Origin of the sequence: Streptococcus suis (genome assembly GCF_024509555.1) — a bacterium.
GTDB lineage: Bacteria > Bacillota > Bacilli > Lactobacillales > Streptococcaceae > Streptococcus > Streptococcus suis_AD.
Window position 1 is genome coordinate 17,768 of record NZ_JAMWEL010000009.1, and the last position, 23,504, is coordinate 41,271.

The 23,504-nt window shown below is 44.7% G+C and carries 21 protein-coding genes; 8 read left to right on the forward strand and 13 right to left on the reverse strand.

Going from position 1 to position 23,504, the window contains the following annotated elements:
- The first annotated feature begins 65 nt into the window (after positions 1 to 65).
- From treP to NF418_RS05225, 3 genes are all read left to right on the forward strand, one after another.
- On the forward strand, positions 66 to 2,060 hold the full coding sequence (gene treP / locus NF418_RS05215; protein ID WP_256778718.1) for a PTS system trehalose-specific EIIBC component: 1,995 nt from the start codon (positions 66 to 68) through the stop codon (positions 2,058 to 2,060).
- Between the two features lie 84 nt (positions 2,061 to 2,144).
- Positions 2,145 to 3,770 carry an alpha,alpha-phosphotrehalase gene (gene treC, locus NF418_RS05220; protein ID WP_256778719.1) on the forward strand — a complete coding sequence of 542 codons (1,626 nt, stop codon included), beginning with the start codon at positions 2,145 to 2,147 and terminating at the stop codon, positions 3,768 to 3,770.
- 64 nt (positions 3,771 to 3,834) lie between these two features.
- Complete coding sequence (locus NF418_RS05225) at positions 3,835 to 4,197, forward strand: iron chaperone (RefSeq protein ID WP_256778720.1); 363 nt, start codon at positions 3,835 to 3,837, stop codon at positions 4,195 to 4,197.
- 240 nt (positions 4,198 to 4,437) lie between these two features.
- Here the strand turns inward: NF418_RS05225 and NF418_RS05230 are convergent, their stop codons facing one another.
- Both NF418_RS05230 and NF418_RS05235 read right to left on the reverse strand, forming a co-directional pair.
- On the reverse strand, positions 4,438 to 5,613 hold the full coding sequence (locus NF418_RS05230) for a LysM peptidoglycan-binding domain-containing protein (RefSeq protein WP_256778721.1): 1,176 nt from the start codon (positions 5,611 to 5,613) through the stop codon (positions 4,438 to 4,440).
- A 232-nt stretch (positions 5,614 to 5,845) separates the two neighbouring features.
- Entirely contained in the window at positions 5,846 to 6,829 is a 984-nt protein-coding gene (locus tag NF418_RS05235; protein WP_256778722.1) for a Gfo/Idh/MocA family protein, read from the reverse strand.
- Between the two features lie 84 nt (positions 6,830 to 6,913).
- Between NF418_RS05235 and rnhC the strand changes: the two genes are divergently transcribed.
- The 4 genes from rnhC to NF418_RS05255 all read left to right on the forward strand — a co-directional run bounded on the left by rnhC (position 6,914) and on the right by NF418_RS05255 (position 11,946).
- Positions 6,914 to 7,804, forward strand: coding sequence for a ribonuclease HIII (gene rnhC / locus NF418_RS05240; RefSeq protein ID WP_256778723.1), 891 nt, complete (start codon positions 6,914 to 6,916; stop codon positions 7,802 to 7,804).
- A 10-nt stretch (positions 7,805 to 7,814) separates the two neighbouring features.
- Entirely contained in the window at positions 7,815 to 8,438 is a 624-nt protein-coding gene (gene lepB, locus NF418_RS05245; RefSeq protein WP_256778724.1) for a signal peptidase I, read from the forward strand.
- 218 nt (positions 8,439 to 8,656) lie between these two features.
- Positions 8,657 to 11,149, forward strand: coding sequence for an SF1B family DNA helicase RecD2 (gene recD2, locus NF418_RS05250; RefSeq protein ID WP_256778725.1), 2,493 nt, complete (start codon positions 8,657 to 8,659; stop codon positions 11,147 to 11,149).
- Between the two features lie 98 nt (positions 11,150 to 11,247).
- The gene (locus NF418_RS05255) at positions 11,248 to 11,946 is read left to right on the forward strand and encodes a hypothetical protein (RefSeq protein ID WP_256778726.1); all 699 of its coding nucleotides are present in this window, start codon (positions 11,248 to 11,250) and stop codon (positions 11,944 to 11,946) included.
- 923 nt (positions 11,947 to 12,869) lie between these two features.
- On the opposite strand, the gene rpsO is transcribed toward NF418_RS05255, so the two are convergent.
- The 9 genes from rpsO to NF418_RS05300 form a co-directional block, all read right to left on the reverse strand.
- Complete coding sequence (rpsO, locus tag NF418_RS05260; RefSeq protein ID WP_002938849.1) at positions 12,870 to 13,139, reverse strand: 30S ribosomal protein S15; 270 nt, start codon at positions 13,137 to 13,139, stop codon at positions 12,870 to 12,872.
- A gap of 195 nt (positions 13,140 to 13,334) precedes the next feature.
- A complete protein-coding gene (locus NF418_RS05265; RefSeq protein ID WP_256778727.1) occupies positions 13,335 to 14,612 on the reverse strand; it encodes a uracil-xanthine permease family protein in 1,278 nt (425 codons plus the stop codon).
- 208 nt (positions 14,613 to 14,820) lie between these two features.
- A complete protein-coding gene (locus tag NF418_RS05270) occupies positions 14,821 to 15,336 on the reverse strand; it encodes a hypothetical protein (RefSeq protein ID WP_256778728.1) in 516 nt (171 codons plus the stop codon).
- 81 nt (positions 15,337 to 15,417) lie between these two features.
- On the reverse strand, positions 15,418 to 16,179 hold the full coding sequence (locus tag NF418_RS05275; protein WP_256778729.1) for a nuclear transport factor 2 family protein: 762 nt from the start codon (positions 16,177 to 16,179) through the stop codon (positions 15,418 to 15,420).
- Between the two features lie 9 nt (positions 16,180 to 16,188).
- Entirely contained in the window at positions 16,189 to 17,703 is a 1,515-nt protein-coding gene (locus NF418_RS05280; RefSeq protein ID WP_256778730.1) for an ABC transporter permease/substrate-binding protein, read from the reverse strand.
- Positions 17,703 to 18,434: an ABC transporter ATP-binding protein gene (locus NF418_RS05285; RefSeq protein ID WP_256778731.1), complete on the reverse strand. Its 732-nt coding sequence runs from the start codon at positions 18,432 to 18,434 to the stop codon at positions 17,703 to 17,705. The genes NF418_RS05280 and NF418_RS05285 overlap by 1 nt, the downstream gene beginning before the upstream one ends.
- Positions 18,427 to 18,876: a MarR family winged helix-turn-helix transcriptional regulator gene (locus tag NF418_RS05290; RefSeq protein WP_256778732.1), complete on the reverse strand. Its 450-nt coding sequence runs from the start codon at positions 18,874 to 18,876 to the stop codon at positions 18,427 to 18,429. Before NF418_RS05290 ends, NF418_RS05285 begins: the two co-directional genes overlap by 8 nt.
- Positions 18,851 to 19,840, reverse strand: coding sequence for a zinc-binding dehydrogenase (locus tag NF418_RS05295; RefSeq protein ID WP_256778733.1), 990 nt, complete (start codon positions 19,838 to 19,840; stop codon positions 18,851 to 18,853). The genes NF418_RS05290 and NF418_RS05295 overlap by 26 nt, the downstream gene beginning before the upstream one ends.
- A gap of 172 nt (positions 19,841 to 20,012) precedes the next feature.
- Complete coding sequence (locus NF418_RS05300) at positions 20,013 to 21,320, reverse strand: nucleobase:cation symporter-2 family protein (RefSeq protein ID WP_256778734.1); 1,308 nt, start codon at positions 21,318 to 21,320, stop codon at positions 20,013 to 20,015.
- 216 nt (positions 21,321 to 21,536) lie between these two features.
- Between NF418_RS05300 and NF418_RS05305 the strand changes: the two genes are divergently transcribed.
- Positions 21,537 to 22,118, forward strand: a complete 582-nt coding sequence (locus NF418_RS05305; RefSeq protein ID WP_172062165.1) for a xanthine phosphoribosyltransferase — start codon at positions 21,537 to 21,539, stop codon at positions 22,116 to 22,118.
- Positions 22,119 to 22,160: 42 nt separating this feature from the next.
- On the opposite strand, the gene NF418_RS05310 is transcribed toward NF418_RS05305, so the two are convergent.
- Both NF418_RS05310 and NF418_RS05315 read right to left on the reverse strand, forming a co-directional pair.
- Positions 22,161 to 22,889, reverse strand: coding sequence for a pseudouridine synthase (locus tag NF418_RS05310; protein WP_256778735.1), 729 nt, complete (start codon positions 22,887 to 22,889; stop codon positions 22,161 to 22,163).
- Entirely contained in the window at positions 22,880 to 23,449 is a 570-nt protein-coding gene (locus tag NF418_RS05315) for a GNAT family N-acetyltransferase (RefSeq protein ID WP_256778736.1), read from the reverse strand. Before NF418_RS05315 ends, NF418_RS05310 begins: the two co-directional genes overlap by 10 nt.
- Between the last annotated feature and the right edge of the window lie 55 nt (positions 23,450 to 23,504).

Sequence of the window (23,504 nt, forward strand, 5' to 3'; positions counted from 1 at the left end):
ACTTCGGGAGATGTCTAAAAAATATAGGGTGACGGATTCCATAAGCCGTCTAGAAGGAAAAATATATGGGAAAATTTGAAAAAGAAGCCAAACAGCTATTGGACGCTATTGGCGGCAAAGACAATGTCTCAGCAGTTTCTCACTGTGCGACACGGATGCGTTTTGTTCTTGCTGATGAGAAAAAAGCAAATGTAAAAGTCATCGAAGATATCCCTGCTGTAAAAGGAACCTTTACCAATGCTGGTCAGTTCCAAGTCATCATCGGTAACGACGTTCCAATCTTCTACAATGACTTTACATCTGTGTCTGGTATCGAAGGTGTATCAAAAGAAGCAGCCAAGTCTGCTGCCAAAAGCAACCAAAATGCCATCCAACGTGTTATGACTATGTTGGCGGAAATCTTCACACCGATCATTCCTGCCCTTATCGTCGGCGGTTTGATTCTCGGTTTCCGTAACGTTTTGGAAGGCGTACAATTCGAAGCACTTGGTCAAGCTATGAAAGATGGAGAACTCCTCTTTGATGCAAGTGGTAAACCAATCTGGAACACTATCGTTCAAGTATCACCATTCTGGAATGGAGTCAACCACTTCCTCTGGTTACCAGGTGAAGCCATCTTCCACTTCTTGCCAGTAGGTATCACTTGGTCTGTATCTCGTAAAATGGGAACTTCACAAATCCTTGGTATCGTTCTTGGTATCTGTTTGGTTTCTCCTCAATTGCTCAACGCTTATGCCGTACCTGGTACAGATGCAGCAACTATTGCCAGCGACTGGTCTTGGAACTTCGGTGCATTTAGTATTGCTCGTATCGGTTATCAAGCGCAAGTTATCCCTGCCCTCCTTGCTGGTTTGGCACTGTCTTACCTAGAAATCTTCTGGCGTAAGGTTGTTCCAGAAGTGGTCTCAATGATCTTCGTACCATTCCTATCACTTCTTCCTGCCATCATCTTGGCTCACACTGTCCTTGGTCCTATCGGTTGGACAATCGGTCAATGGTTGTCAACTGTCGTATTGGCTGGTTTGACTGGTCCATTGAAATGGCTCTTCGGTGCGGTATTCGGTGCCCTCTATGCGCCATTTGTTATCACTGGTCTTCACCACATGACCAATGCCATCGATACGCAATTGATCGCGGATGCTGGTGGAACTGGTCTATGGCCAATGATTGCTCTTTCAAACATTGCTCAAGGTTCTGCGGTATTTGCTTACTTCCTCATGAACCGTCACAATGAAAAAGAAGCTCAAGTTTCTCTTCCTGCAACCATTTCTGCTTACCTTGGTGTTACAGAACCAGCCCTCTTCGGTGTTAACGTGAAATACGTTTACCCATTCGTAGCGGCTATGATCGGTTCAAGTATCGCTGGCCTACTTTCTGTAACCTTCAACATCCAAGCTGCTTCTATCGGTATCGGTGGTCTTCCAGGTATCTTGTCTATCAAGGCTGAATACTGGGGTGCATTCTTTATGACAATGATTGTTGCGATTGTTGTCCCAATGATTTTGACAGCTGTTTTCAAACGTACAGGTGCATTTTCAAAAAAAGAAGAAACTGTTGAAGAAGTTGTAGTCGTAACTGAAACTGTCGTTGAAACTGGTTCTGCTATCGAATTGATCAGCCCCCTAACTGGTCAAGCAAAAGAATTGTCACAGGCAACTGACCCTGTATTCGCATCTGGGGTCATGGGACAAGGTGTCCTTATCGATCCTAGCGAAGGTCTCTTAGTTGCTCCAGTCGATGGTGAAGTATCCGTCCTCTTCCCTACTAACCACGCTGTTGGTATCACTGCTGCAAACGGAGTTGAACTCCTTATGCACATCGGTATGGATACTGTTGGATTGGAAGGCAAAGGTTTCACAGCTCACGTCAAACAAGGTGACAAGGTAAAAGCTGGCGATAAATTGATTAGCTTTGACATCGATGTCATCAAGTCTGCTGGTCTCGTCGCTGAAACACCAGTCATCGTGACCAACCAAACTGATTTCAATACAGAGGTTCTTGGAAGCCTTCCTCGTTCAGTAGAACGTGGCCAAGCAATCTTGAAAGCAACAAAAGCATAAAACAAAATAAGAGTAGAGAGTTGGTGACCCCAACTCTTTGCCGTTGATTACATCATTTTTGAGAAAGGAATTGGTACTATCATCATGACCATTGACAAACGTAAAGTCGTCTATCAAATCTACCCCAAATCTTACAAGGACACGACCGGAAATGGTGTCGGGGATTTACGAGGAATTATTGAAAAACTTCCATATCTAAAAGAGCTAGGCATTGATATGATTTGGCTCAATCCCTTCTACCCAAGTCCGCAAAGGGACAACGGCTATGACATTTCCGATTACACAACTGTCAATCCTGATTTCGGCACCATGGCCGACTTTGAAGAAATGGTGGTTGTCGGTAAAGAGCTGGGTATTGAATTTATGTTGGACATGGTCCTCAATCACTGCTCAACGGAGCATGAATGGTTCCAAAAAGCCCTAGCTGGCGACAAATATTACCAGGATTTCTTTATCCTGCGTGACCAGCCAACTGACTGGGTGTCTAAATTTGGTGGCAATGCCTGGGCTCCTTTTGGAGATACTGGGAAATACTACCTCCACCTCTTTGACGTGACCCAAGCCGACCTCAACTGGCGAAATCCACATGTCCGTGAAGAACTCTTCAAGGTGGTCAACTTCTGGAAAGACAAGGGTGTCAAAGGCTTCCGCTTCGATGTCATTAACCTGATTGGTAAGGACGAAGTCCTCGAAGACTGCCCAATCAATGACGGCAAGCCAGCCTACACCGACCGCCCAATCACCCACGACTACCTAAAGATGATGAATAATGCTACTTTTGGTAGCGAAAAAGGCTTCATGACCGTTGGGGAAATGTCTGCCACCACCATTGAAAACTGCATTCTCTACACAGCTCCTGAACGGGAAGAATTGTCCATGGCCTTCAACTTCCACCACTTGAAAGTGGATTACAAGGACGGGCAAAAATGGACCATTATGGACTTCGACTTTGAAGAACTCAAACGCCTCTTCCACACTTGGGGCGAAGAGATGTCCGTTGGAAATGGCTGGAACGCCCTTTTCTACAACAATCACGACCAACCTCGTGCCCTCAACCGCTTTGTCGATGTGGAGAATTTCCGCAACGAAGGAGCGACCATGCTAGCAGCCTCTATCCATCTGTCACGCGGTACGCCTTACATCTACATGGGCGAGGAAATCGGCATGATTGACCCTGACTACAACAGCATGGACGACTATGTCGATGTGGAGTCTATCAATGCCTATCAGATGCTCTTGGATCAAGGTCACACACCTGAGCAGGCCTTCAAGATTATCCAGGCCAAGTCCCGTGACAATTCCCGCACTCCGATGCAATGGGACGCTTCTGACAATGCAGGCTTCTCAACAGGCACCCCTTGGCTGAAGGCTGGCAAATCCTACCAAACGATTAACGTTGAACAGGAAAAAACTGGCCCAATCTTTACCTTCTACCAAGAACTCATCCGCCTACGGAAAGAGCTCCCTCTCATCTCAGAAGGGGACTACAAGGCCGCCTACAAGGATAGCCAGAAAGTCTATGCCTTTGAACGCTTACTAAATGGCGAAAAACTCTTAGTCCTCAACAATTTCTTCGCAGAAGAGGTTGAGCTAGACCTAGCAGACGATTATGCCCGCGGCCAAGTCCTTATTAGCAACTATCCTGACAACAAACTAGGTAAGAAAATCACCCTCAAACCTTATCAGGCACTGGCGATTTTGATGAAATAATCAAGAAAAGAGGAGGAGACTCCTCTTTTGTGATAGAATGAAATAAAAAAGAAAGGAAACACTTATGCTTCAAGAATTTTTGAACAAGGTCAAGAATCCTGTCTTGAAGGACAAACTAGAAGGCATTTTCAATCAGATTCAGCAGGAATTTCCAAGTCTGACAACTGAAATCAAGTGGAACCAGCCCATGTTTATCATGGACGGAACTTTTATTATCGGCTTCTCCGCTGCCAAGGCTCATATTTCCGTTGCACCTGAAACGGTTACTATGGAGACTTTTGCCAAGGACATCAAGGAAGCCGGCTACGATGCGACTTCCAACCTCTTCAAAATTAAGGAAGACCAAGAAGTTAACTGGGACCTGCTCCGCAATATCATCGCCTTTAACATGGAAGATAAGAAAGGCTATGATAAGTTTTGGAGATAGACTGGGAATATAGTGTAACTATCCTCCGTCATTTATAGTCGAATGAATTAGTTTTCTGATAAGGAACTGAGGTGTAGGTTGCTAGCACAGCCTAGTTACCGTGCTAGGTTGGAGAAATAACATACAAAGCAAGTCACTTCCGCAGAGTACGGCTAACCAAAAGTGACAAAGTGTCAAGGTTAATTCAAATGACAATAGCATACAAAAAGCCAAGCTCAGATGAGTTTGGCTATAGTTATTTTATGGATTAAACGATACGTGGACATGATCGTAGTGATTCTCAGTCACACTTCCACGATCTGGCATCAAATTCCAAGTATATGCTGGTCCATAGATACTTGGATAAGGAGAATAGAAACGCTGTTTCCAAATAATATATGAAATATTTTTCGCACCTATATTAGCAATCGTATACTCTGCCACCTGATCACCCAAAGCCGAGCTAACTGGAACCATAAAGTCAATTGCCAATCCTTTACCATGGTCTTCAGGATCTCCAGCACGGTATCCTGAGAAGGAGGTGATACCAAATATTCCTGCAACTTCTGCACGGAAAGCTGCGACCTGAGGTTGCAAGCCTACATCAAATGAGCTAGTCGCTACTTGAGTTTGAGCTGCTGCTTGAGTTTGAGCTGCCGCTACTGCTTGGGCTGCCGCCGCTGCTTGAGCTTCCGCTGCCGCTTGGGCCTCCGCTGCCGCTTGGGCCTCCGCTACCGCTTGGGCCTCCGCTACCGCTTGGGCCTCCGCTACCGCTTGGGCCTCCGCTGCTGCTTGAGCCTCCGCTACTGCTTGAGCCTCCGCTACCGCTTGGGCCTCCGCTACCGCTTGGGCCTCGGCTGAAGCTTGAGTTTCGGCTGCCACTTGGGCCTCGGTTGCCACTTGAGCCTCGGCTGAGGCTTGATATTCGTTTGTTGGTTGTTCGGTGGAAACTTCATCCAAGTTTACAATAGTATTGTCAATATTTACTTCATTTGCAGTAACATCGATACTTGCTTGTACTGTTTCAGTTGGATTTTGCTGGCTAGGGGTTTCAATCTCAATATGGGTTACATGATTATTTTGATCCTTGGTGGTTGTTAAAACCGTTGATGGAAAAATTAAATTGACATCTGCAATTTGGTTCATTTTGGCAAGGATTTCCATATCGATATCCATAGCAGCAGCAATAACACTCAAGGTATCTCCATATTTGATGGTGTAGGTTGCTTGTCCATTTTCTTGAACAATCTCTGGCCTAACCTCCTCTACAGTTCTCGGGCTCCATTCAAGGGCTGATATTGTTGAAGTGGCCATACTTGCAGCAAACAAGGACAATACTAGGGAGGAAGTATATAACATCTTTTTATTCTGTTTCAACAATGTAGATTTCTTTTTTCGTTTCATATAAATTGATTTATTTGTTTTCTTACGTTTCATTCTGATAATCATTCCTTTTCATTTGGGTTGGCTATATCTTACCTAAATCAGAACTGAAAAACAAGGCATTTCTGTCTCTTTTAAATAAACTGTATCCACTATGTAATCTTAGACATTTTTCGTCATCAAATCCATATACTTGTCACATAACCGACACATTAAAAAAAGAACAAGTAGAAAACTGCCAACAGGCCATCACTTGTTCCTCAATACTTATCCAAATAAAGTTGCTCTACATTTCCTCCGGATAAACCAAGCCCCATTCTTTGCGGAGTTGAGTCATAATGTCCATGACATCTTGGGTAAATGCTAGGTGCATGGTGTTTTCGATGCCTGCGACAGCTTTTTCCATATCCGCCACTTCATAAGAAAGAGCCTTGGCAGTTTCGCCTATCTCGATGACCTCCTGGCTGCCGTCCTCAGTGTAGGTGATGACTGCCTTCTGACCACGTGGATACTCGTAAAGCTCGATGTAGCCTTTATCGTAGGCAATCGTTCCACGTTTTGGCTGTTTGGCATGGAGGGTCAGGGCGATAGTCGCCATTTCTCCTGCATCATTGCTGAGCAAAATCCCTACCTGCTCGTCCACACCTGTCGGAGCCAATTTGACCTGGGACAAGACCTGGCTAGGCTTTTCCGTCATAAACCAACGGACAAATGACAGAGCGTAGACACCAATATCCAAGAGAGCACCGCCTGCCAAGTTCTTATTGAAAAAGCGGTTGGTCATATCGTATTCCTTGTAGCTACCAAAGTTCATCTGAATCATCTTCAACTCTCCCAGCTTACCACTGGCCACCACTTCACTCAACTGACGATAGATTGGCATATGGAAAATGGTCATGGCTTCTGCCAAGATAACCTGATTTTCTTCTGCCAGTTGAATGGCTTCTGCTAATTCTTCTGAATTAAGCGTAATAGACTTCTCACAGAGGACATGTTTCCCTGCCTTCAAAGCTTTTCTCAAATAATTGATATGGGTATTGTGAGGTGTAGAAATATAGATAATATCCACTTGAGGATCCTCAAATACTTGATCGATTTCTTCATAAACTTTCTCAATGCCATATTTTTGCGCAAATTCCACACCCTTGTCATAGGTACGGTTGGCTACCGAATAAAGATTTCCTCCCATAGCCTGCAAGGCCTGAACCAATTCATTGGCAATGACACCTGTTCCCAGAGTCGCCCATTTATACTTCATTTGCACTTCCATAGTGTACCTCACTTTCTTCTACCATTATAGTAAATTCCACCCTTTTCTGCACACTCTAACTAGCATTTGTGTTACAATAAGAACATGAATACCGTTGTACTAAAGGCATCTGCCCAGCAAAAACAAGCCATGATGGCTCACTATGACCGCTATCGGCAGACCAGCAAAAATCCTTACATAGAAGCATTTTTCAAACTGACCGGTGCCAGCCTGTCCATCTACACTTCTGGAAAAGTCGTTTTTCAGGGGGAAATGGCAGAGCAGGAAGCAGGGCTCTGGGGCTATGAGCCAGAAAGCTCTGGACAGACGACCATACCTGGTCAAAACCTGCCCATGATTGGTACCGATGAGGTTGGAAACGGGTCTTATTTTGGAGGTTTGGCAGTCGTTGCTAGTTTTGTCCGCCCAGAAGACCATGCCTTTCTCAAGTCGCTTGGTGTGGATGATTCCAAGAAAATGACAGACCAAAAAATCTGCCAAATCGCCCCTCTCTTAAAAGAGAAAATCCCCCACCAAGCTCTGCTATTGTCACCGAAAAAATACAACGAAGTCATCGAGCAAGGCTACAATGCGGTGTCTGTCAAGGTCGCCCTGCACAATCAGGCTATTTTCCTACTCTTGCAAAAGGGTGTCCAGCCTGAGAAGATTGTCATTGACGCCTTCACTTCCAGTCAAAATTATCAAAAGTACTTGAAGAAGGAAGCCAATCAATTTGCCAACCCCATCACTCTAGAAGAAAAAGCTGAGGGCAAGTATCTGGCTGTGGCAGTATCTTCAATCATTGCTAGAGCTATGTTTTTAGAAAATCTTGTCCAGCTTGGTCAACTGGTAGGCAGAAACCTACCTTCTGGTGCGGGCAGTAAATCCGACCAAGTCGCAGCCAGCATCTTAAAAGACTACGGTATGGCTGGACTCAACCAAACCGCCAAACTCCACTTTGCCAATACACAAAAAGCACAAAAATTAGTGAAATGAGGAAAAATTTATGACCAGAAATAAAAAACGTTCAAGCTTTGCTAACTTTCTTGCAGAATGGGGCCCCCTCATTCTCTTTATGCTAGCAATATTTGCCAGCCGATATTTTCTATGGGACCCTGTATCCGTTGATGGTCATTCTATGGATCCGACTCTCCAACACCAAGAAAAATTGGTTATGTTCAAGACAACATCTATAGATCGTTTTGATATTGTCGTGGCCAGCGAAACAGATAGCGATGGTAAAGAAAAGCTCATTGTCAAACGAGTTGTCGGCATGCCCGGCGACACCATTCGCTATGAAAACGATGTTCTCTATATCAATGATCAGGAAGTTGACGAACCCTACCTAGATGAATATCTCGCTGCCTTTCAAAAGGATAAACTGCAAGAGGAGTATGCATACAACAAGCAATTCCAAGCAGTTGCACAAGCGGCCCAAGCCTTTACACAAGATGCCAATCGTTCTATTAATTTCAGCGTCACAGTGCCAGAAGGACAATATTATCTCTTAGGTGATGACCGCCTGGTATCTCTAGATAGCCGTAACGTAGGAACATTCGCACGGGATAAAATCAAGGGAGAAGTTGTCTTCCGCTTTTGGCCTGTCAACCGTGTTGGAACTGTCGATTAATACTCTTCGAAAATCAAAACTATCCGTTGTCAAGAGCCTTGATGAGTGAAAAGCTCCGGTGGAGCTTTTCAGCCTGTTACCTTGAAACAAGACAGTAACAGAGTTCTATCATCGGCTTCGTTTCCTAGGCTATTTTTGATTTTCATTGAGTATAACACAAACAAGTTTGGAGCATTGTTCCAAACTTCTTTTTTCACTAGTTGTAGGAATGATACTCTATGAACGAAGTTTATTTTACCGGGACTATTGACCGGATTATTTTTGAAAATCCTAGCAATTTTTATAAAATCCTGCTCCTTGAGATTGAGGAAACAGACGCAGACTATGAAGACTACGAAATCATTATAACAGGCACTATTGCGGATGTCATCGAAGGGGAAGACTATCGATTTTATGGCAATTTAGTCACCCATCCCAAATACGGTCAGCAACTGCAAATCACACGCTATGAACGGAGCAAACCAACCTCCACAGGGCTAGTCAAGTATTTTTCCAGCAACCATTTCAAAGGAATTGGTCGTAAGACAGCCGAGAAAATTGTGGAGCTATATGGCGATGATACTATTGAAAAGATTTTGGCCGAGCCTGAAAAACTGACCCAAATTTCTGGACTATCCAGCAAAAATAGGCAGGCCTTTATCGAAAAACTCCGCCTCAATTATGGAACGGAGCTGATACTGGCCAAACTAGCTGAATACGGCATTCCAAACAAGTTGGCCTTTCAAATCCAAGACCAGTACAAGGAAAAAACGCTTCAAATTATTGAGGAAAATCCCTATCAGCTAGTCGAAGATGTACAGGGACTTGGATTTACTATTGCCGATAGAATCGCAGAAAATTTGGGCATTGCCAGTGACTCTCCCCAACGTTTCCGAGCTGGTATGCTCTTTAGCCTCATTCATCGCTCTATGGAAAAAGGCGATACCTATGTCGAAGCTAGAGATTTATTAGAGGCTACCCTCGAACTGCTTGAAAAATCCCGCCATACCGAGCTAGACCCCGCTGCTGTTGCTCAAGAATTGACCGGTCTGATAGAAGATGGCAAGGTACAGCAAGAAGGCACCAAGATTTTCGACAACAGCCTCTACTTTGCCGAGCAAGGAATTCATACAAACCTAACTCGCCTGATGGGAAAAAATGGCTTTAAACCCTTCCCACGCGCAGACGTTGAGACTGCTATAGCTGAGCTGGAAACTATGTCTTCCCTGACCTACGATGACATTCAAAAAGAGGCCATCGTCCAAGCCATTACCAATCCGCTTTTCATTCTGACAGGCGGACCAGGGACTGGAAAAACAACCGTCATCAACGGAATTATCGCAGTCTATGCCATCTTGCATAAGATTGACCTAACTCGCAATCGAGAAGAATGCCCAGTCCTACTCGCAGCTCCAACTGGACGAGCAGCCAGACGAATGAACGAATTGACAGGTCTACCTTCCGCCACCATCCACCGCCATCTGGGGCTTGTCGAAGGACAGGAAGAATCCTATCGAGATGATTACCTCGAAGCTGACTTCATCATCGTAGACGAATTTTCTATGGTCGATACTTGGTTGGCAAATCAACTCTTCCAAAACATCTCCTCCCAAACCCAAGTTCTGATTGTCGGCGATGCAGAGCAATTGCCTTCTGTCAGTCCCGGCCAAGTCCTAGCTGACCTCTTAAAGATTGACAAGCTACCCAGCATCACTCTGGAACGTATCTATCGCCAATCAGACGATTCGACCATTGTTACACTTGCCAGCCAGATTCGTCAAGGAGCCCTGCCTAGCGATTTCCGTGAGAAAAAGGCTGACCGCTCCTATTTTGAAGCTCAAAACGAACAAATTCCAGCCCTGATTGAGCGCATTGTCGGCGCAGCCATCAAGTCGGGCATTCCTGCAAACGAAGTACAAATCCTCGCTCCCATGTACCGGGGTGCTGCAGGTATTGACCAACTCAACACCATGACCCAGGCCCTGCTCAATCCACTGGAAGAGGGAGAGTTAGAATTCCTCCATAACGAGCAAGCCTTCCGCCAAGGCGACCGGGTCATTCATCTAGTCAACGACGCCGAAGCCAATGTCTTCAATGGCGACTTGGGCTACATCACCGACCTCCTACCGGCCAAGTACACCGACTCCAAGCAGGATGAAATCTCCATCAACTTCGACGGTAGCGAGGTCACCTATCCACGCAATGAATGGTACAAGATTACCCTGGCCTATGCCATGTCCATCCACAAGTCCCAAGGCAGCGAGTTCCAGGTCGTTATCCTTCCTATCACCCGCACCAGCCACCGCATGCTCCAGCGCAATCTGGTCTACACCGCCATCACCCGCTCCAAGAGCAAGCTCATCCTCCTGGGCGAAATCTCCGCCTTTGACTATGCCGTCAAAAACGCCGGTACCCTCCGAAAAACCTATCTGGTCCCACGTTTCCAAGGAGAAATGGCAGAGCAGGACAATAAGGAAGCTTTGACTGAAAAAGACAAAAACAAAACAACTGAAACCACGCAAACCCAGCCACCTACACAGCCAGACAGAAAAGAACAGGTTAAAGTATTCAAAGAAAACAGCCAACAACTCTCCCTTCTTGATCAAGACCAACCAGAAAAAATAAGTCCCCAACCCACAGAATACATTTTGACTGTAGACAACCTACTAACCATCGACCCCATGATTGGCATCCAAGAGGCAGATATTGAGGAATTCTTCAAAATTATATAACAAAATTATTTCTTTTGTTACAAAACCGTTACAAATATTACAAATTCGTATTGACAATACATTCATTTCCTGCTATACTTTATCTATATTGGGAGGTAATGAAAATGAAAAATTCTGCTTTGAAAACTGTAATCCTATTAGCAACAAGCTGCCTATTGGTTGCTTGCACATCAAAAAAACAAGAAATTCAGACAAACACTTCTACAAGTCAATCAAGTACTACACAAACCAGCACTAGCTCAACTACCGTTTCTAGTTCAACCGAAACTACAGCATCAAGTAGCATTTCAACAGAAACAACGCAACAGAGCCAAGAAAACCAAGGCACTCATGAAAGAGAAAATATTGTCAGTAGCACCACAACCCATAGCCAACTGCTCACCCTTCCAGCAACAAGCATCCCTAATGAATTAGTTGGAAAATGGCAAGGAAGTAGCCAACAAGCTCGTCACATTGATATGGAAGTCTCTGCAGATGGAACGATAACTGTTACAAATGATTTCCGTCAAAGCGAGGATGAAAGTGCAAGCGAGTTTGTTCAGACTTTTACGGCTAAAATTTCTGACCTTGTCGAGTATAAACCCAACCATTTCATCATACGAAATGCTGAAAATCAAGTTTCAGCACTTCTTCCTGGCATGACTGGACTCGGTGGGCGAATCACACCTGGATTTATTTTGGAAAATGAACAATACAAGGTTATCGCCTGGGTAAATCCTATAGATGCCTCCGTTGAAGCTACCTATGATCTAATAACAGAACCTCAGATATTTGTCACCTTAGACAAGGTTGGATAAAATAGTCAGGGTAGTTACTGTTTTAACCCGAACAAAAGGAGCTAATCCAGTCAACTGTCTCAGTCTGAGCCTAGAAATGAAAAAGTAGAGTTGAGGTTGGATTTGAATCCAACCTCAACCTATAACTGTTAAAACAAACGGTGGCTCGTAGTTTATTTACCAAAAGAAATAGCCCCACTTGCAAAGTATGGACGGCTATTTCTTTTTTTACGTTCTTTTTCTTTGAAGATTTCAAAGCATAAGCCAATCGAAGCGACTGTCTATGATACGAGTCACATTCGATTCATTTCTAAACTCCAAATCTTAATAAGCAAAACACAGCCTAAAAAGTCGAAAAAAATAAAAACAGGACAACAAAAAAAGAAGCTGAAATCAGGTTCTACAGAACGTAGACAAACTCCTAAAAATATAAAAAATTGAAGAAGTTTGCGAAAGATAGCAAGTTGTTAAACTCTTAGAAACATTGATATTTCGGCGTTTCTGAGAATTTTTTATTTTCAACATAAAGAAAAGAGATTGAAGATAATTGTCCAAAATGGACTTTTTCTTCAATCTGAAGAACCTAAAACCAGGTTCTATCTGAATTGAACTTCGGCTAGAAACTATGCGAAATAGATAATTTTTTTGACAAGTAAACTTGTTACAAAAATTTCCTAATTTCGCTGTACTTCTCACACCTCCGTATCTTGAGCAGTCTAACACAGCCTAAAAACTCGGAAAAAAGAAAAACAAAAAAGCCTGATAAACAGGCTCTTTCTGAATTGTTGACACGAACTACGTTCGCTTCATCTCCAACCTCCAACAGTCTATCCCCAGACTGTTGGAGCGAGCTAAAATCCTAGCGAAGAAGAAAAACTGCCAATGTCCGAAGACATGGCAGTTTCCTATTTTTCAGTCGTTTTTGACGGCTTTTGTATCCTATCTTAACGACGGAGTCCGAGTGAGTGAATCAATTCACGGTAACGGTTTACGTCTGTGCGGCGTAGGTATGCCAACAAGTTACGACGGCGACCGATTTTTTTCATCAAACCACGGTAAGTTGCGTGGTCTTTTTTGTGTTGTTTGATGTGGTCGTTAAGGTGGTTGATTTCCCAAGTAAGTACTGCTACTTGAACTTCAACTGAACCTGTGTCGCCTTCATGACGAGCATACTGTGCCATGATTTCATTTTTTTTCTCTTTTGAGATTGCCATGATATGTTCTCCTTTGTTTTTGAGCCTAATCCGAGTGACAGGTTGGCGACCTGCAACCAAGAAAAAGCTAGATTTGTCCTTCTGGACCTCATTTATTCTATCAAGGATTGTCTTTTTTGTCAACTGATTTGAAAACTAGCTGAGTAGCTCTGCTATTTTCAAAAAAAGCCAGCTTTTGCTGACTTTCACTTTATCTTATTCTGACTTTTCCGCCTTTGGCAAAATGAGGTTGAGAACGATGCCGACAATGGCTGAGAGGGCTGTTCCTGAGAGGGTGATGGCTCCGATGTTGAGTACTGCTCCACCAAGACCCAATACCAGCATTGAGCTTGCAATAATCAGGTTGCGGACTTGACCAAAATCAACACGGCTTTCAATCAAAACTTTCAAGCCGTTTGAAGCGATAACGCCGTAGAGCAAGATAGACATGCCTCCAAGAACAGCACTTGGAATAGTGGAGATAAGGGCTGTAAATTTACCTAGGAATGAGAAGGCAATGGCAATCAGGGCGGCGTTGCGGATAACGGATACTGATGCAATGCGGGTCATACCGATAACCCCTGTGTTCTCACCGTAGGTGGTGTTGGCCGGTCCGCCGATAAAGGCAGATACGGCAGTCGCCACACCGTCACCAATCAAGGTACGGCTGAGACCAGGATCCTTCAGGAACTGGCGGCCACAGATTTGGCTTAGAACCGTGTGGTCTCCGATATGCTCTGCGATGGTCACCACTGCGATTGGCAAGATGGCAATCATTTCTGGACCGAAGTAGAAATTGTAGGATTTGAAAGTACCTGTTTCAAATGGTAGGTAGAAACCTGGTAATTCAAACCAAGCTGCTTCCAAAACGGGTGTAAAGTCAACTAGCCCGAGGAAGATAGCAATCACATAACCACCGATGATGGCAATCAAGAAAGGAACAATCTTGGCGAAGCCTTTCCCTTTGGTATTGACAAAAGCCGCAATCAAGAAGGTTGCGATCGCCACAACGACGTTTTTCCAGTCACCGTCTGCGACAAAGCCTGCCGAAGTCACAGCAGAGTTGGCAAGACCAAGTCCAATCACGATAATCATAGGACCGATGACAATCGGTGGCAAGAGGCTATCAATCCACTTAGTCCCGATTACTTTGACAAGTGCAGCGATTAAGACGTAAATCAAACCAACGAAGAGAATACCTGTCTGAGCAGCTGACACATCGCCACCCATTTCTTTAATAGCAAGTGCCATAGCAGAAATGTAGGCAAAGGATGAACCCAAGTAAACCGGCACCTTAAACTGGGTCGCTACTTGATAAATCAAGGTCCCGACACCTGATGCGAAGAGGGCAACCGAAACTGGCATACCGAGAATCAGCGGCACCAAAATCGTCGCACCAAACATAGCGAACACGTGCTGGAAACTCAACAAAATCCCTTGAAGCGGGGCTGGTTTCTCATGGACATCAAACAAAAGATTGGCTTTTGTACTCATAAATCTCCCATTCTGGGTACACAAAAAGACCCAGACTTTCTAAATATACATAGTCATAGGCCCTTAATGAATGATCCTGTTGTCTTTCTCACCTCACGGGATGAGTTTAAAAACCTACGCTTTTGGTATTGTAACACAAGCCCTTAATCTTGGCAAGGATTTTTCGAGACTTTTTTAGCATTGTTCGGGAAATGGCAGAGCAGTAAACTTAGCTATCACCTGCATCTCTTATCCGTTTCTTAATCTTCTGACTAAACTCAATCATCCTCCGCTTTTCCTCCGGCCAGATTTTGGTCACACGGTCCACGGCAATAATAAACACAATGACCACCGCATAGTCTTTGGCACTATCAATCACACCTAGGTTTTCCAAAATAGTCAAGAGCAAGTAAAAGCTAAACAAGATGGTCCGTTTGGGCAGGGCCATCAGGAATTCAACTCCAGCCTTATAGCCCAGATAAATCTGCCGATTGAGCCCCCTGGCGCGTTCCAACCGACGATTGAGAAAAGCACGAATACGGCTATAAAACCAGTCGGACGTAAAAAAGAGGGACTGAATGGCAATGGCGATTAGGGATAAATTGTTAGCGTGCTTCTCCGTCATACCAAATACTCTGGCAATGATGTAGGTCCAATCCCCGTTATCAATCCATATCAAAATCGAAAAATAAACAACTGCACCTGCCACCACAATCAAGGGAAGAGCACGAAGGTATTTAAGCATGAGCAACTACTCCACTATCTTTTTTTCTATTATCAACCAAGAAACCAAACAAGTCAAGAAAAAAGAAGGAGACATTCCCTCTTAAAACTTCCCTAGATTCGTCAAGTCTTTCTTCCCTGGCATGACTTCCTTGTTATCCCAGTGTTCCACAATCTTGCCGTCTTTGAGGCGGTAGATGTCAAAGTGGGCGTAGTCCCGACCTGCAATCCAGACTTTCGAGTAAGCCACCACATAGTCGCCCTGTCCCATCACCTTGAAGACAAAGTCGTAGGTGACTTGATTCTCGACAAGATAGTCCTTATAGGCCGCACCGCCTTGGGCAATCTCTTGGTTGTGCTGAATCAGGTCTGCCGCCACATAGTCGTTAAACTTGTCGATTTCCCCATTTTGAAGGACATCGACCAAGAAACGACGGACGATTTTCTTGTTGTCCTCAGTCTTGTCTAGGTCTGTCAACTCAAAGTCGGCATAAATCGGGTCTGTTTGGCCAATGGTTTTTGGATAGGCATCGATGACATCCCAATGCTCGACGATACGGCCGTTTTCATCAGAACGGAAAATGTCCGCCGTCACCCACTCAGCCTCACCGTCATTGAGTTTCTGGTGGACATGGACGAAGACAAAATTTCCGTCTTCAATGGCACGCACAATATTTATTTCCCGCTTGGGATTGCGTTTGAAAAAGTCCTCAAAGAAAGCCGCAAAGCCCTCTTTCTCATCCGGCACACCTGTACTATGCTGGGTGTAAGTAGCTCCCATATAGTTTTCATGGACTTCCTTGATTTCCCCGTCGCGAATGCCACGGAGATAGAGATTTTTAGCATTTTCTAGTTGATTAGTCATGATTTTCTCCTATTTCAGTAAATTTTCCTGTTCCAAGTATTCCCTCGCCACTTGCTCTGCCGACTTGCCTTCCACATCGACCGCATAGTTCATCTTGGTCATTTCCTTGGTCGATATTTTGCCCGCCAAAGCCCCCAAGACTTGCTCCAACTTGGGATATTTGTCCAAGGTTTCTTTGGTCAATAGCGGAGCGGCCTGATAAGGTGGGAAAAGCTGTTTGTCGTCTTCCAGGATTTTCAGCTTGTAAGAAACAATCTTGCTATCCGTTGAGTAGGCATCAACTAGCTGCACATCTCCATTTTTAATGGCTTCGTAGCGAAGGGCAGGCTCCATGGTTTTAACATTGAGGTTGAGCCCGTAAAGATTGGTCAGACCGACATTCCCGTCCTCACGGTCGTTAAACTCCAAGGAGAAGCCTGCAACAGCTGACTGCTGCACTTTTGCCAAATCCGAAATCTTTTCAAGACCATGATCTTGAGCGTAGTCTTCCGTCACTGCCACAGCATAGGTATTTTGAAAATCCGTCGGTGCTAGGTAAACCAGGCCATCCTGTTCCAAAATCACTTCTTTTGCGTAGGTATAAACCTCCTCAGGATTGTTGGACAGGTCAGACGGTGGACTAATCAAAAGAGTGGTCGTAATGGTACCAGTGTACTCAGGGTAAATATCAATCGAGCCTGACTTGAGGGCTTCATAGAGGAAGCTGGTCTTGCCAAAGTTTGGCTCCAGCTCCACCTCGATATCCGTCTGGTCTTCAATCAAGAGCTTGTACATATTGATGAGGATTTCAGGCTCTGCCCCTAGTTTCCCAGCGATGACCAGCTTTTTCGATGAAGACTGGTTGAGCGGAACATAGCTAGCTCCGACTGCCAAAAGTGTCACCAAGAGAGCGGCTAGAATGGTGCGAGGCTTCTTGTCCTGCAAGAACTTGATGACCGAGCCAAAGAGGACAGCCAAGACTGCCGACGACACCGCTCCAATCAAAATCAGGGCCGAATCATTGCGGTCAATTCCCAAGAGGATAAAGGAGCCCAAACCACCTGCACCGACCAAGGCAGCAAGCGTTGCCGTTCCAATAATCATAATGGACGCCGTCCGAATACCAGACATGAGAATAGGCATAGCCAGAGCCAACTGAAACTTACGCAATTTTTCTAGCTTGGTCATTCCAAAGGCTGTCGCAGCCTCTTCCAGCGAGGGATCGATTTCTGAAAGTCCGGTCAACGTCCCCTGCAAAATGGGGAAAATAGCATAAATAACCAGAGCCACCACCGCAGGGAGCGTACCAATACCCATAAAGGGAATGAAAAGTCCCAGCAGTGCCAAGGACGGAATGGTCTGGAAAACGCCTGTCACCTGCAAACTCCACTCGGTCAGCTTTTTCTTGTTAGACAAGACCAAGCCCAGTGGCACCGCAAGAGCAATAGCGATAATTAAGGCCAGAAGGGAAATCCGCAGGTGCTCGAAGAGGGCTGTCAGCCAGTCCGCCTTGCGTTCCAGAAAGGTTGTTATCAACTGATCCATTAGGCACCTCCCCGATTTTTCATAAATTCAACAACAAAGTCATTAGCAGGCTGGTTGCGAAGCTCATCGGGCGTTCCCAGCTGGACTACTTCTCCTGCCTTCATCAAGCAAATACGGTCTGCCAACTTAACCGCCTCGTCCATATCATGCGTGACGAAAACCGTCGTCATCTTGAACTCTTCATGCAAGTCTTTGATTAAGTCCTGCAACTGCCCTTTACTAATAGGGTCTAGGGCTGAGAAAGGCTCATCCATCAGCAAGACCTTGGGATTGGCAATGATCGCTCGCAAAATCCCAATCCGTTGCTTTTCTCCGCCAGACAAGTCCTTGGGCAAACGGTCCAAATAGCTGTCCGGCTCCAGACCTACCTTGGTCAAGAGTTGTCTGGATTTTTTCAAGGTTTCTTCCTTGTTCAGGCCCTTCATCTCAGGAATAAGAGCAATATTTTCAGCCACTGTCATATTTGGAAATAAAGCAATCTGTTGCAGGACGTAGCCAGTTTCCAAGCGTAACTCACGCAAGTCAAAGTCTTTCAGCCGCTTGCCCTGAATCCGAATATCTCCGTCTGTCTGCTCAATCAAACGGTTGATCAGTTTCAGCGTGGTTGTTTTTCCGCTACCGCTTGGTCCAATCAGGACAAAGAATTCTCCCTCTTGGATATCAAAGGTCAAATTTTTCAAGATTGGTCCGTTGACCTGATAGGTCAAGGACACATTTTGGTACTCAATCATTGGTTTCTCCTCCTATGATTTCTGTCAAGGCCTGCCCATAGCGTCCAAAGAGGTCCAGTAACTGCTCCTGTTCTTGCAAGCTGAACTGGGACAGGGCTGTTTTTTCTGCCTCTTCTAAGGGGTCCAAAATCCGACTGGCATAGACACGGCCTTCCTCAGTCAGCTTGACCTTCTTATGTCGTTTATCTGCAGGATTTTCCTCAAAAAAGACATAGCCCTTATCAAGAAATTTCTTAATGGTGGCATTGACCACCTGCTTACTAGAGTAAGTCTTCTTACTGATCCAATTCTGTGTCATACCTCCGGGATTATAATAAAGCCACATAAGGATCGATAGGCACTTGCCGTTTAGCCACTGTCGCCTTGCATAACCCTCATAGAGCCCGACCTGCTGGTCAAAGATACGGGCCAAGTTCTTACTCCGCTGTCTCAGTTCTGTCATCATCTTCCTCCCTATTGAGCACAATCACCTTGCCAAAAGCCTCCACCCCTTCTAAATAGCAGTGAGCCTCCTGTATGCTATCCAAACTAAAAATCTTCTCAGGCCCAACTGGCACCTGATAACGAGCTAGGTAGTCAAACATCTCCTGCAACTTGTCCTGATTGACATTGCCCGAATAAAAGGTAGTCAAATAGACATTCTGCCGCAACTGCTCAATGGGGTCAAAGTCCTCCAGATACCACTTGCCACCCAACTGCCCCGTCGAGCAGACAATGCCGCCCTCCTCCAGATGAGCCAGGGAATCCGCTAGAGTAGCAGGCCCAACTAACTCAAGAATCTTGCTGAAAGTCAAGTCTGTCTGCAAACGCCCCTCTTTTTCGAGGATGACTTGGCTGAAACCAGAGGCCAACAGTTGATCGGTCTTTTCTACCTTGCGAACAGAAGCGTAGATAGGTAGGTCTGGAAACTGGCTCCGCACTAATTTGACAAAGGCCTGTCCAACCCCGCTAGCCCCCGCACGCACCAAGATTCGATCTGACGCTTCCAGCTTGAGATTTTTCATGGAACCGTAGGCAGTGTAGTAGGTTTCAGGGACGCTAGCTAGCTCCGCCCAACCCAAATCGGTCTGGACAGGGTAGAGGATTTGATTAGGCACCAGGGCGTACTCTGCGTAACCACCGTCAAAGGCTCGACCCAGCTCGCCCATGATAGATACAACCTTTTGCCCGACTGGTAACCTGTCTGGCTCCGTCGTTTCCCCAATGACGCCGACCAACTCAATCCCTAAAATGCGTGGAAATACTACACATGGTGACAGGCCCTGTCTGGTAAAAATCTCCGAATGGTTGATGCCAAAGCCCTTAATGTTCACCAAAGACCAGCCTGTTTTAACCTGCGGTTTGGCAACTTCTTTTACTTCCAAAACCTCTGGACCACCTGCTTTTGAAACTACAACAGCCTTCATAGGCATCCCCCCTCTTTTTTTAATTAGTCAAATCTTTTTACTATTATAACAGAAAAAGAAGGATAGTCAATATTTTTGACTATCTGCTTCCCAGTAATTCTAAGCTGTTTTCTATTTTTAAGACTTGAGCTCAGCCTCTTTTAACAAACTGATTTCATTCTAACAAACTACTTTATTTTTCCTTCAAGACAAGATTCAAGACAAGTGCTGCCAAGGTCCCTGTTGAAATACCTGATGAGAAGACCATTTGAAGAGCTGATGGAAGATGACTCAATAATTCTGGACGAACGGTCACTCCAATCCCAAGCGCAAAGGCAATGGAAATAATCAAGAGCTCACGATCCCCAATTTTAACCATTGCAAGAGTCTTAATCCCTTGGGCTGCAACCAAACCGAACATGATAATCCCAACACCACCAAGAACAGGCTGAGGCATGATGGAAATCAAGGCAGATAATTTTGGAAAGACACCAAGTAGGGTTAAGATAATACCTGCTAAAATCATGACATGACGACTAGCAACTTTTGTTAAGGTAATGAGACCAACATTTTGTGAGAAGGCTGTATTTGGACCAGCCCCAAAAACACCTGCAATCAAGGAACCAACTCCGTCTGCCAGAACACCATTTGCTGCCCGCTCAGAAGAAATCTTCTGGTTAGAAGCTTCTCCAATGGCCATCATAATTCCGACTGTACCGATCAAGGATACGACATAGGCTGGAATGAAGGCTAGAATAGAAGATAGGTCAAATTTTACACCATAATGGAAAATTTTAGGAAGAGCAAACCAGGCCGCTTCTCCAACAGCCGATAAATCAACTTTCCCAAGAAAAATACACAAGATGTAACCAAAAACCATCCCAAAGAAGACAGAGGCTGTTTTCAGCATTCCTTTACCATAATGATTTAAAGCCAAAGTGAAAACCAAGACGATAAAGGCAATACTGATATTTTCAACAGAAGCATAGTCTGAAGCGCCAGCTCCACCAGCTGCCCAGTCCATACTTACTGGCATGAGGGTAATACCGATGAGGGATACAACAGTCCCTGTAATCAATGGCGGAAAGAAGCGCATCAAGGGTTTTACAAAACGACTGAGAGCAATCTCAACAAATGAACCAGCAATGGTTGCACCCACGATACCAGCAATTCCCAACTGACTACCAACACTGATAGCTGGATTGGCAAAGGTAAAGTCCGTCCCCATCATACCAGAGACACGTGAACCTACTGGGCCAACACCTTTAGATTGCAAAATGGTGGCAATACCAGCAACAAAGATAGAGGCTGATACCATAATAGAAGTATCTTCTACCGATAATCCCAAGGCACTTGCAACGACAAGAGGCACTGCGATGATTCCTGCAAAAGCTGCTAAAATATGCTGAAAAGCAAGCAAAACTGCCATCCCTTTTGGTGGTTGTTCATCAATTCCATAGAGCATTTCTGATGAATGTTCATTTGTTGTTTTCTGAGACATGAGTTCTCCTTCTTTATTCCTAAATAATGCTATTAGTCTATCAGAAAACACAACCATTTTCAATACATTTTGTTATAAATAGCACAAAACGTTCGTGTTTTTTGACTGATTTTGTCAATATATACAATATTTCAACCCGAGAATTCGTTTATTGTTTTGATTTTATCAAAAAAATGCTATAATACACAAAAGTAGCATTTGGAGGAGAAGATAAACATGAAAGCTTTGGAAGAACGCATTTTAAAAGATGGTCAGGTATTAGGAGAAAACATCTTAAAAGTTGACTCATTCTTGACCCATCAGGTTGATTTTCGATTGATGAAAGAAATGGGGCAGGTCTTGGCAGATGCCTATCGCTCTAAAGAAATTACCAAGGTTGTCACAATCGAAGCCTCGGGTATTGCACCAGCCGTCTATGTTGCAGAAAGCCTAGATGTGCCAATGATTTTTGCTAAAAAGCATAAAAATATTACTATGACCGAAGGCATTTTGACCGCCGAAGTCTATTCATTTACCAAGCAAGTCACCAGCACCGTCTCTATCGCTAGTAAGTTTTTGTCGCCTGAGGACCGTGTTCTAATCGTTGATGACTTTTTGGCCAATGGACAAGCAGCAAAAGGCTTGATTGATATTATCCAACAGGCTGGGGCGCAAGTGGCTGGGGTTGGTATCATCATCGAAAAGTCCTTCCAAGATGGTCGCCAGCTCTTACTGGATGCAGGTGTCCCTGTTACTTCTCTCGCTCGTATTGAAAAATTCCAAGATGGACAGGTTGTTTTTGCAGCTGCGGATATTTAAAAGGACTTGCTTCCAATCGGGAGCAAGTCTCTTCTATATTATCTATAATTCCACACCAAAGACTTCCAGACTAATCAATTCTGCTTCTGTTAACCTGCGGTATTCTCCAAGCGCTAATTTGGGATATAAGCGAAGAGGCCCCATGGTCAATCGTTGCAAGTCTGTCACCGTCTTTCCACAGGCCTGCACCATGCGTTTGACCTGGTGAAATTTCCCTTCTCGGATGGTGATGTCAACGAGCGAGGTCTGCTTAGCTTCATCTGTAGAGAGGATGGTCAACTGAGCTGGTTGACAGGTAAAGTCTTTCAGCTCAATTCCTGCCGCAAATCGTTCGACATCCTCTTGGGTCATGATCCCGTCAACCTGTGCACGGTAGAGTTTATCAACATGTTTTTTCGGAGAAAGCATAGCATGAGCCAGCTGACCGTTGTTGGTCAAGAGGAGCAAGCCATGGGTATCAATGTCCAAGCGTCCAACAGGAAAAACTTCCTTATGGCGAGCTGTATCATCTAGCAGGTCCAAGACAGTCCGATGACGGTCATCCTCGGTGGCTGAAATCACACCCTTGGGCTTGTTTAACAGATAGTAAACAAAGGTTTCATGACTCAAGACCTGGCCTGCTACTGCAATCTGATCTGACTTTTCATTAATCTGCTGTTTTGGGGAGGTTTCTACTTGGCCGTTGACTGTGACTTGCTTGTTTTTCAGGAGTTTCTTGACTTCTGTCCGACTGCCAACACCACAATCCACTAAAAATTTATCTAATCGCATACGACTTTCTTTTCCATTTTGATATATTCTGCTTGCTTTTCTATTTCTGTAAAACCAAGAGCATGAAAGAGTTTTTGGGCAACTTGATGAGAGCTAGCAACTGTCAGTTTGATACTAGCTGGCTGAACATGCTCTACTAAATAGTCTTCAATAGTCTGATAGAAAGCTCTGCCATTTCCTTGACCTGTCAAAGAAGGTTTCATGCCCAAACGAATGTCAACTGTCTCGCCATCTTGGTCAATACAGAAATAGCCCATGAGGGCAGCATTGCGGATGACTGCAAAAAAGCGGCCCCCACGCGCCTCTGGTGAAATCATCTCAGCATAAATCTTGGGGTTTGCACTAATCGTATAGGCATCCAAAGGTGGTTGATAGCGCCAATGGTTAGCAATTTCCAATGCCAGATCCTGGGGCAGGGGCATGATGTAAAAATAATCCATCCGCCGAAAATTTTTTGCCAAATTTTTAATCCGACGGTTTTGGGTGGCGTAATGATCTGTCTGATAGACATAATCCACATAGCCCAACTGATAAGAGGGAATCATGTCTTTAAAAATCAACTGAGCATCCTCGGGAAAGCGAAGTATTAATTCATTTAAGCGGTTGTTTTCTAAC

Excerpts from the sequence above, each read along its gene's own strand:
- rnhC (WP_256778723.1), top strand. The coding sequence starts at position 6,914 with ATGAATACCGTTGTACTAAAGGCATCTGCCCAGCAAAAACAAGCCATG.
- NF418_RS05235 (WP_256778722.1), bottom strand. The coding sequence starts at position 6,829 with ATGGAAGTGCAAATGAAGTATAAATGGGCGACTCTGGGAACAGGTGTC.
- NF418_RS05280 (WP_256778730.1), bottom strand. The coding sequence starts at position 17,703 with ATGGATCAGTTGATAACAACCTTTCTGGAACGCAAGGCGGACTGGCTG.
- NF418_RS05290 (WP_256778732.1), bottom strand. The coding sequence starts at position 18,876 with ATGACAGAACTGAGACAGCGGAGTAAGAACTTGGCCCGTATCTTTGAC.
- NF418_RS05285 (WP_256778731.1), bottom strand. The coding sequence starts at position 18,434 with ATGATTGAGTACCAAAATGTGTCCTTGACCTATCAGGTCAACGGACCA.
- NF418_RS05300 (WP_256778734.1), bottom strand. The coding sequence starts at position 21,320 with ATGTCTCAGAAAACAACAAATGAACATTCATCAGAAATGCTCTATGGA.
- NF418_RS05265 (WP_256778727.1), bottom strand. The coding sequence starts at position 14,612 with ATGAGTACAAAAGCCAATCTTTTGTTTGATGTCCATGAGAAACCAGCC.
- treP (WP_256778718.1), top strand. The coding sequence starts at position 66 with ATGGGAAAATTTGAAAAAGAAGCCAAACAGCTATTGGACGCTATTGGC.
- NF418_RS05225 (WP_256778720.1), top strand. The coding sequence starts at position 3,835 with ATGCTTCAAGAATTTTTGAACAAGGTCAAGAATCCTGTCTTGAAGGAC.
- NF418_RS05295 (WP_256778733.1), bottom strand. The coding sequence starts at position 19,840 with ATGAAGGCTGTTGTAGTTTCAAAAGCAGGTGGTCCAGAGGTTTTGGAA.
- NF418_RS05275 (WP_256778729.1), bottom strand. The coding sequence starts at position 16,179 with ATGACTAATCAACTAGAAAATGCTAAAAATCTCTATCTCCGTGGCATT.
- NF418_RS05310 (WP_256778735.1), bottom strand. The coding sequence starts at position 22,889 with ATGCGATTAGATAAATTTTTAGTGGATTGTGGTGTTGGCAGTCGGACA.
- lepB (WP_256778724.1), top strand. The coding sequence starts at position 7,815 with ATGACCAGAAATAAAAAACGTTCAAGCTTTGCTAACTTTCTTGCAGAA.
- recD2 (WP_256778725.1), top strand. The coding sequence starts at position 8,657 with ATGAACGAAGTTTATTTTACCGGGACTATTGACCGGATTATTTTTGAA.
- treC (WP_256778719.1), top strand. The coding sequence starts at position 2,145 with ATGACCATTGACAAACGTAAAGTCGTCTATCAAATCTACCCCAAATCT.
- rpsO (WP_002938849.1), bottom strand. The coding sequence starts at position 13,139 with ATGGCAATCTCAAAAGAGAAAAAAAATGAAATCATGGCACAGTATGCT.
- NF418_RS05255 (WP_256778726.1), top strand. The coding sequence starts at position 11,248 with ATGAAAATGAAAAATTCTGCTTTGAAAACTGTAATCCTATTAGCAACA.
- NF418_RS05230 (WP_256778721.1), bottom strand. The coding sequence starts at position 5,613 with ATGAAACGTAAGAAAACAAATAAATCAATTTATATGAAACGAAAAAAG.
- NF418_RS05305 (WP_172062165.1), top strand. The coding sequence starts at position 21,537 with ATGAAAGCTTTGGAAGAACGCATTTTAAAAGATGGTCAGGTATTAGGA.
- NF418_RS05270 (WP_256778728.1), bottom strand. The coding sequence starts at position 15,336 with ATGCTTAAATACCTTCGTGCTCTTCCCTTGATTGTGGTGGCAGGTGCA.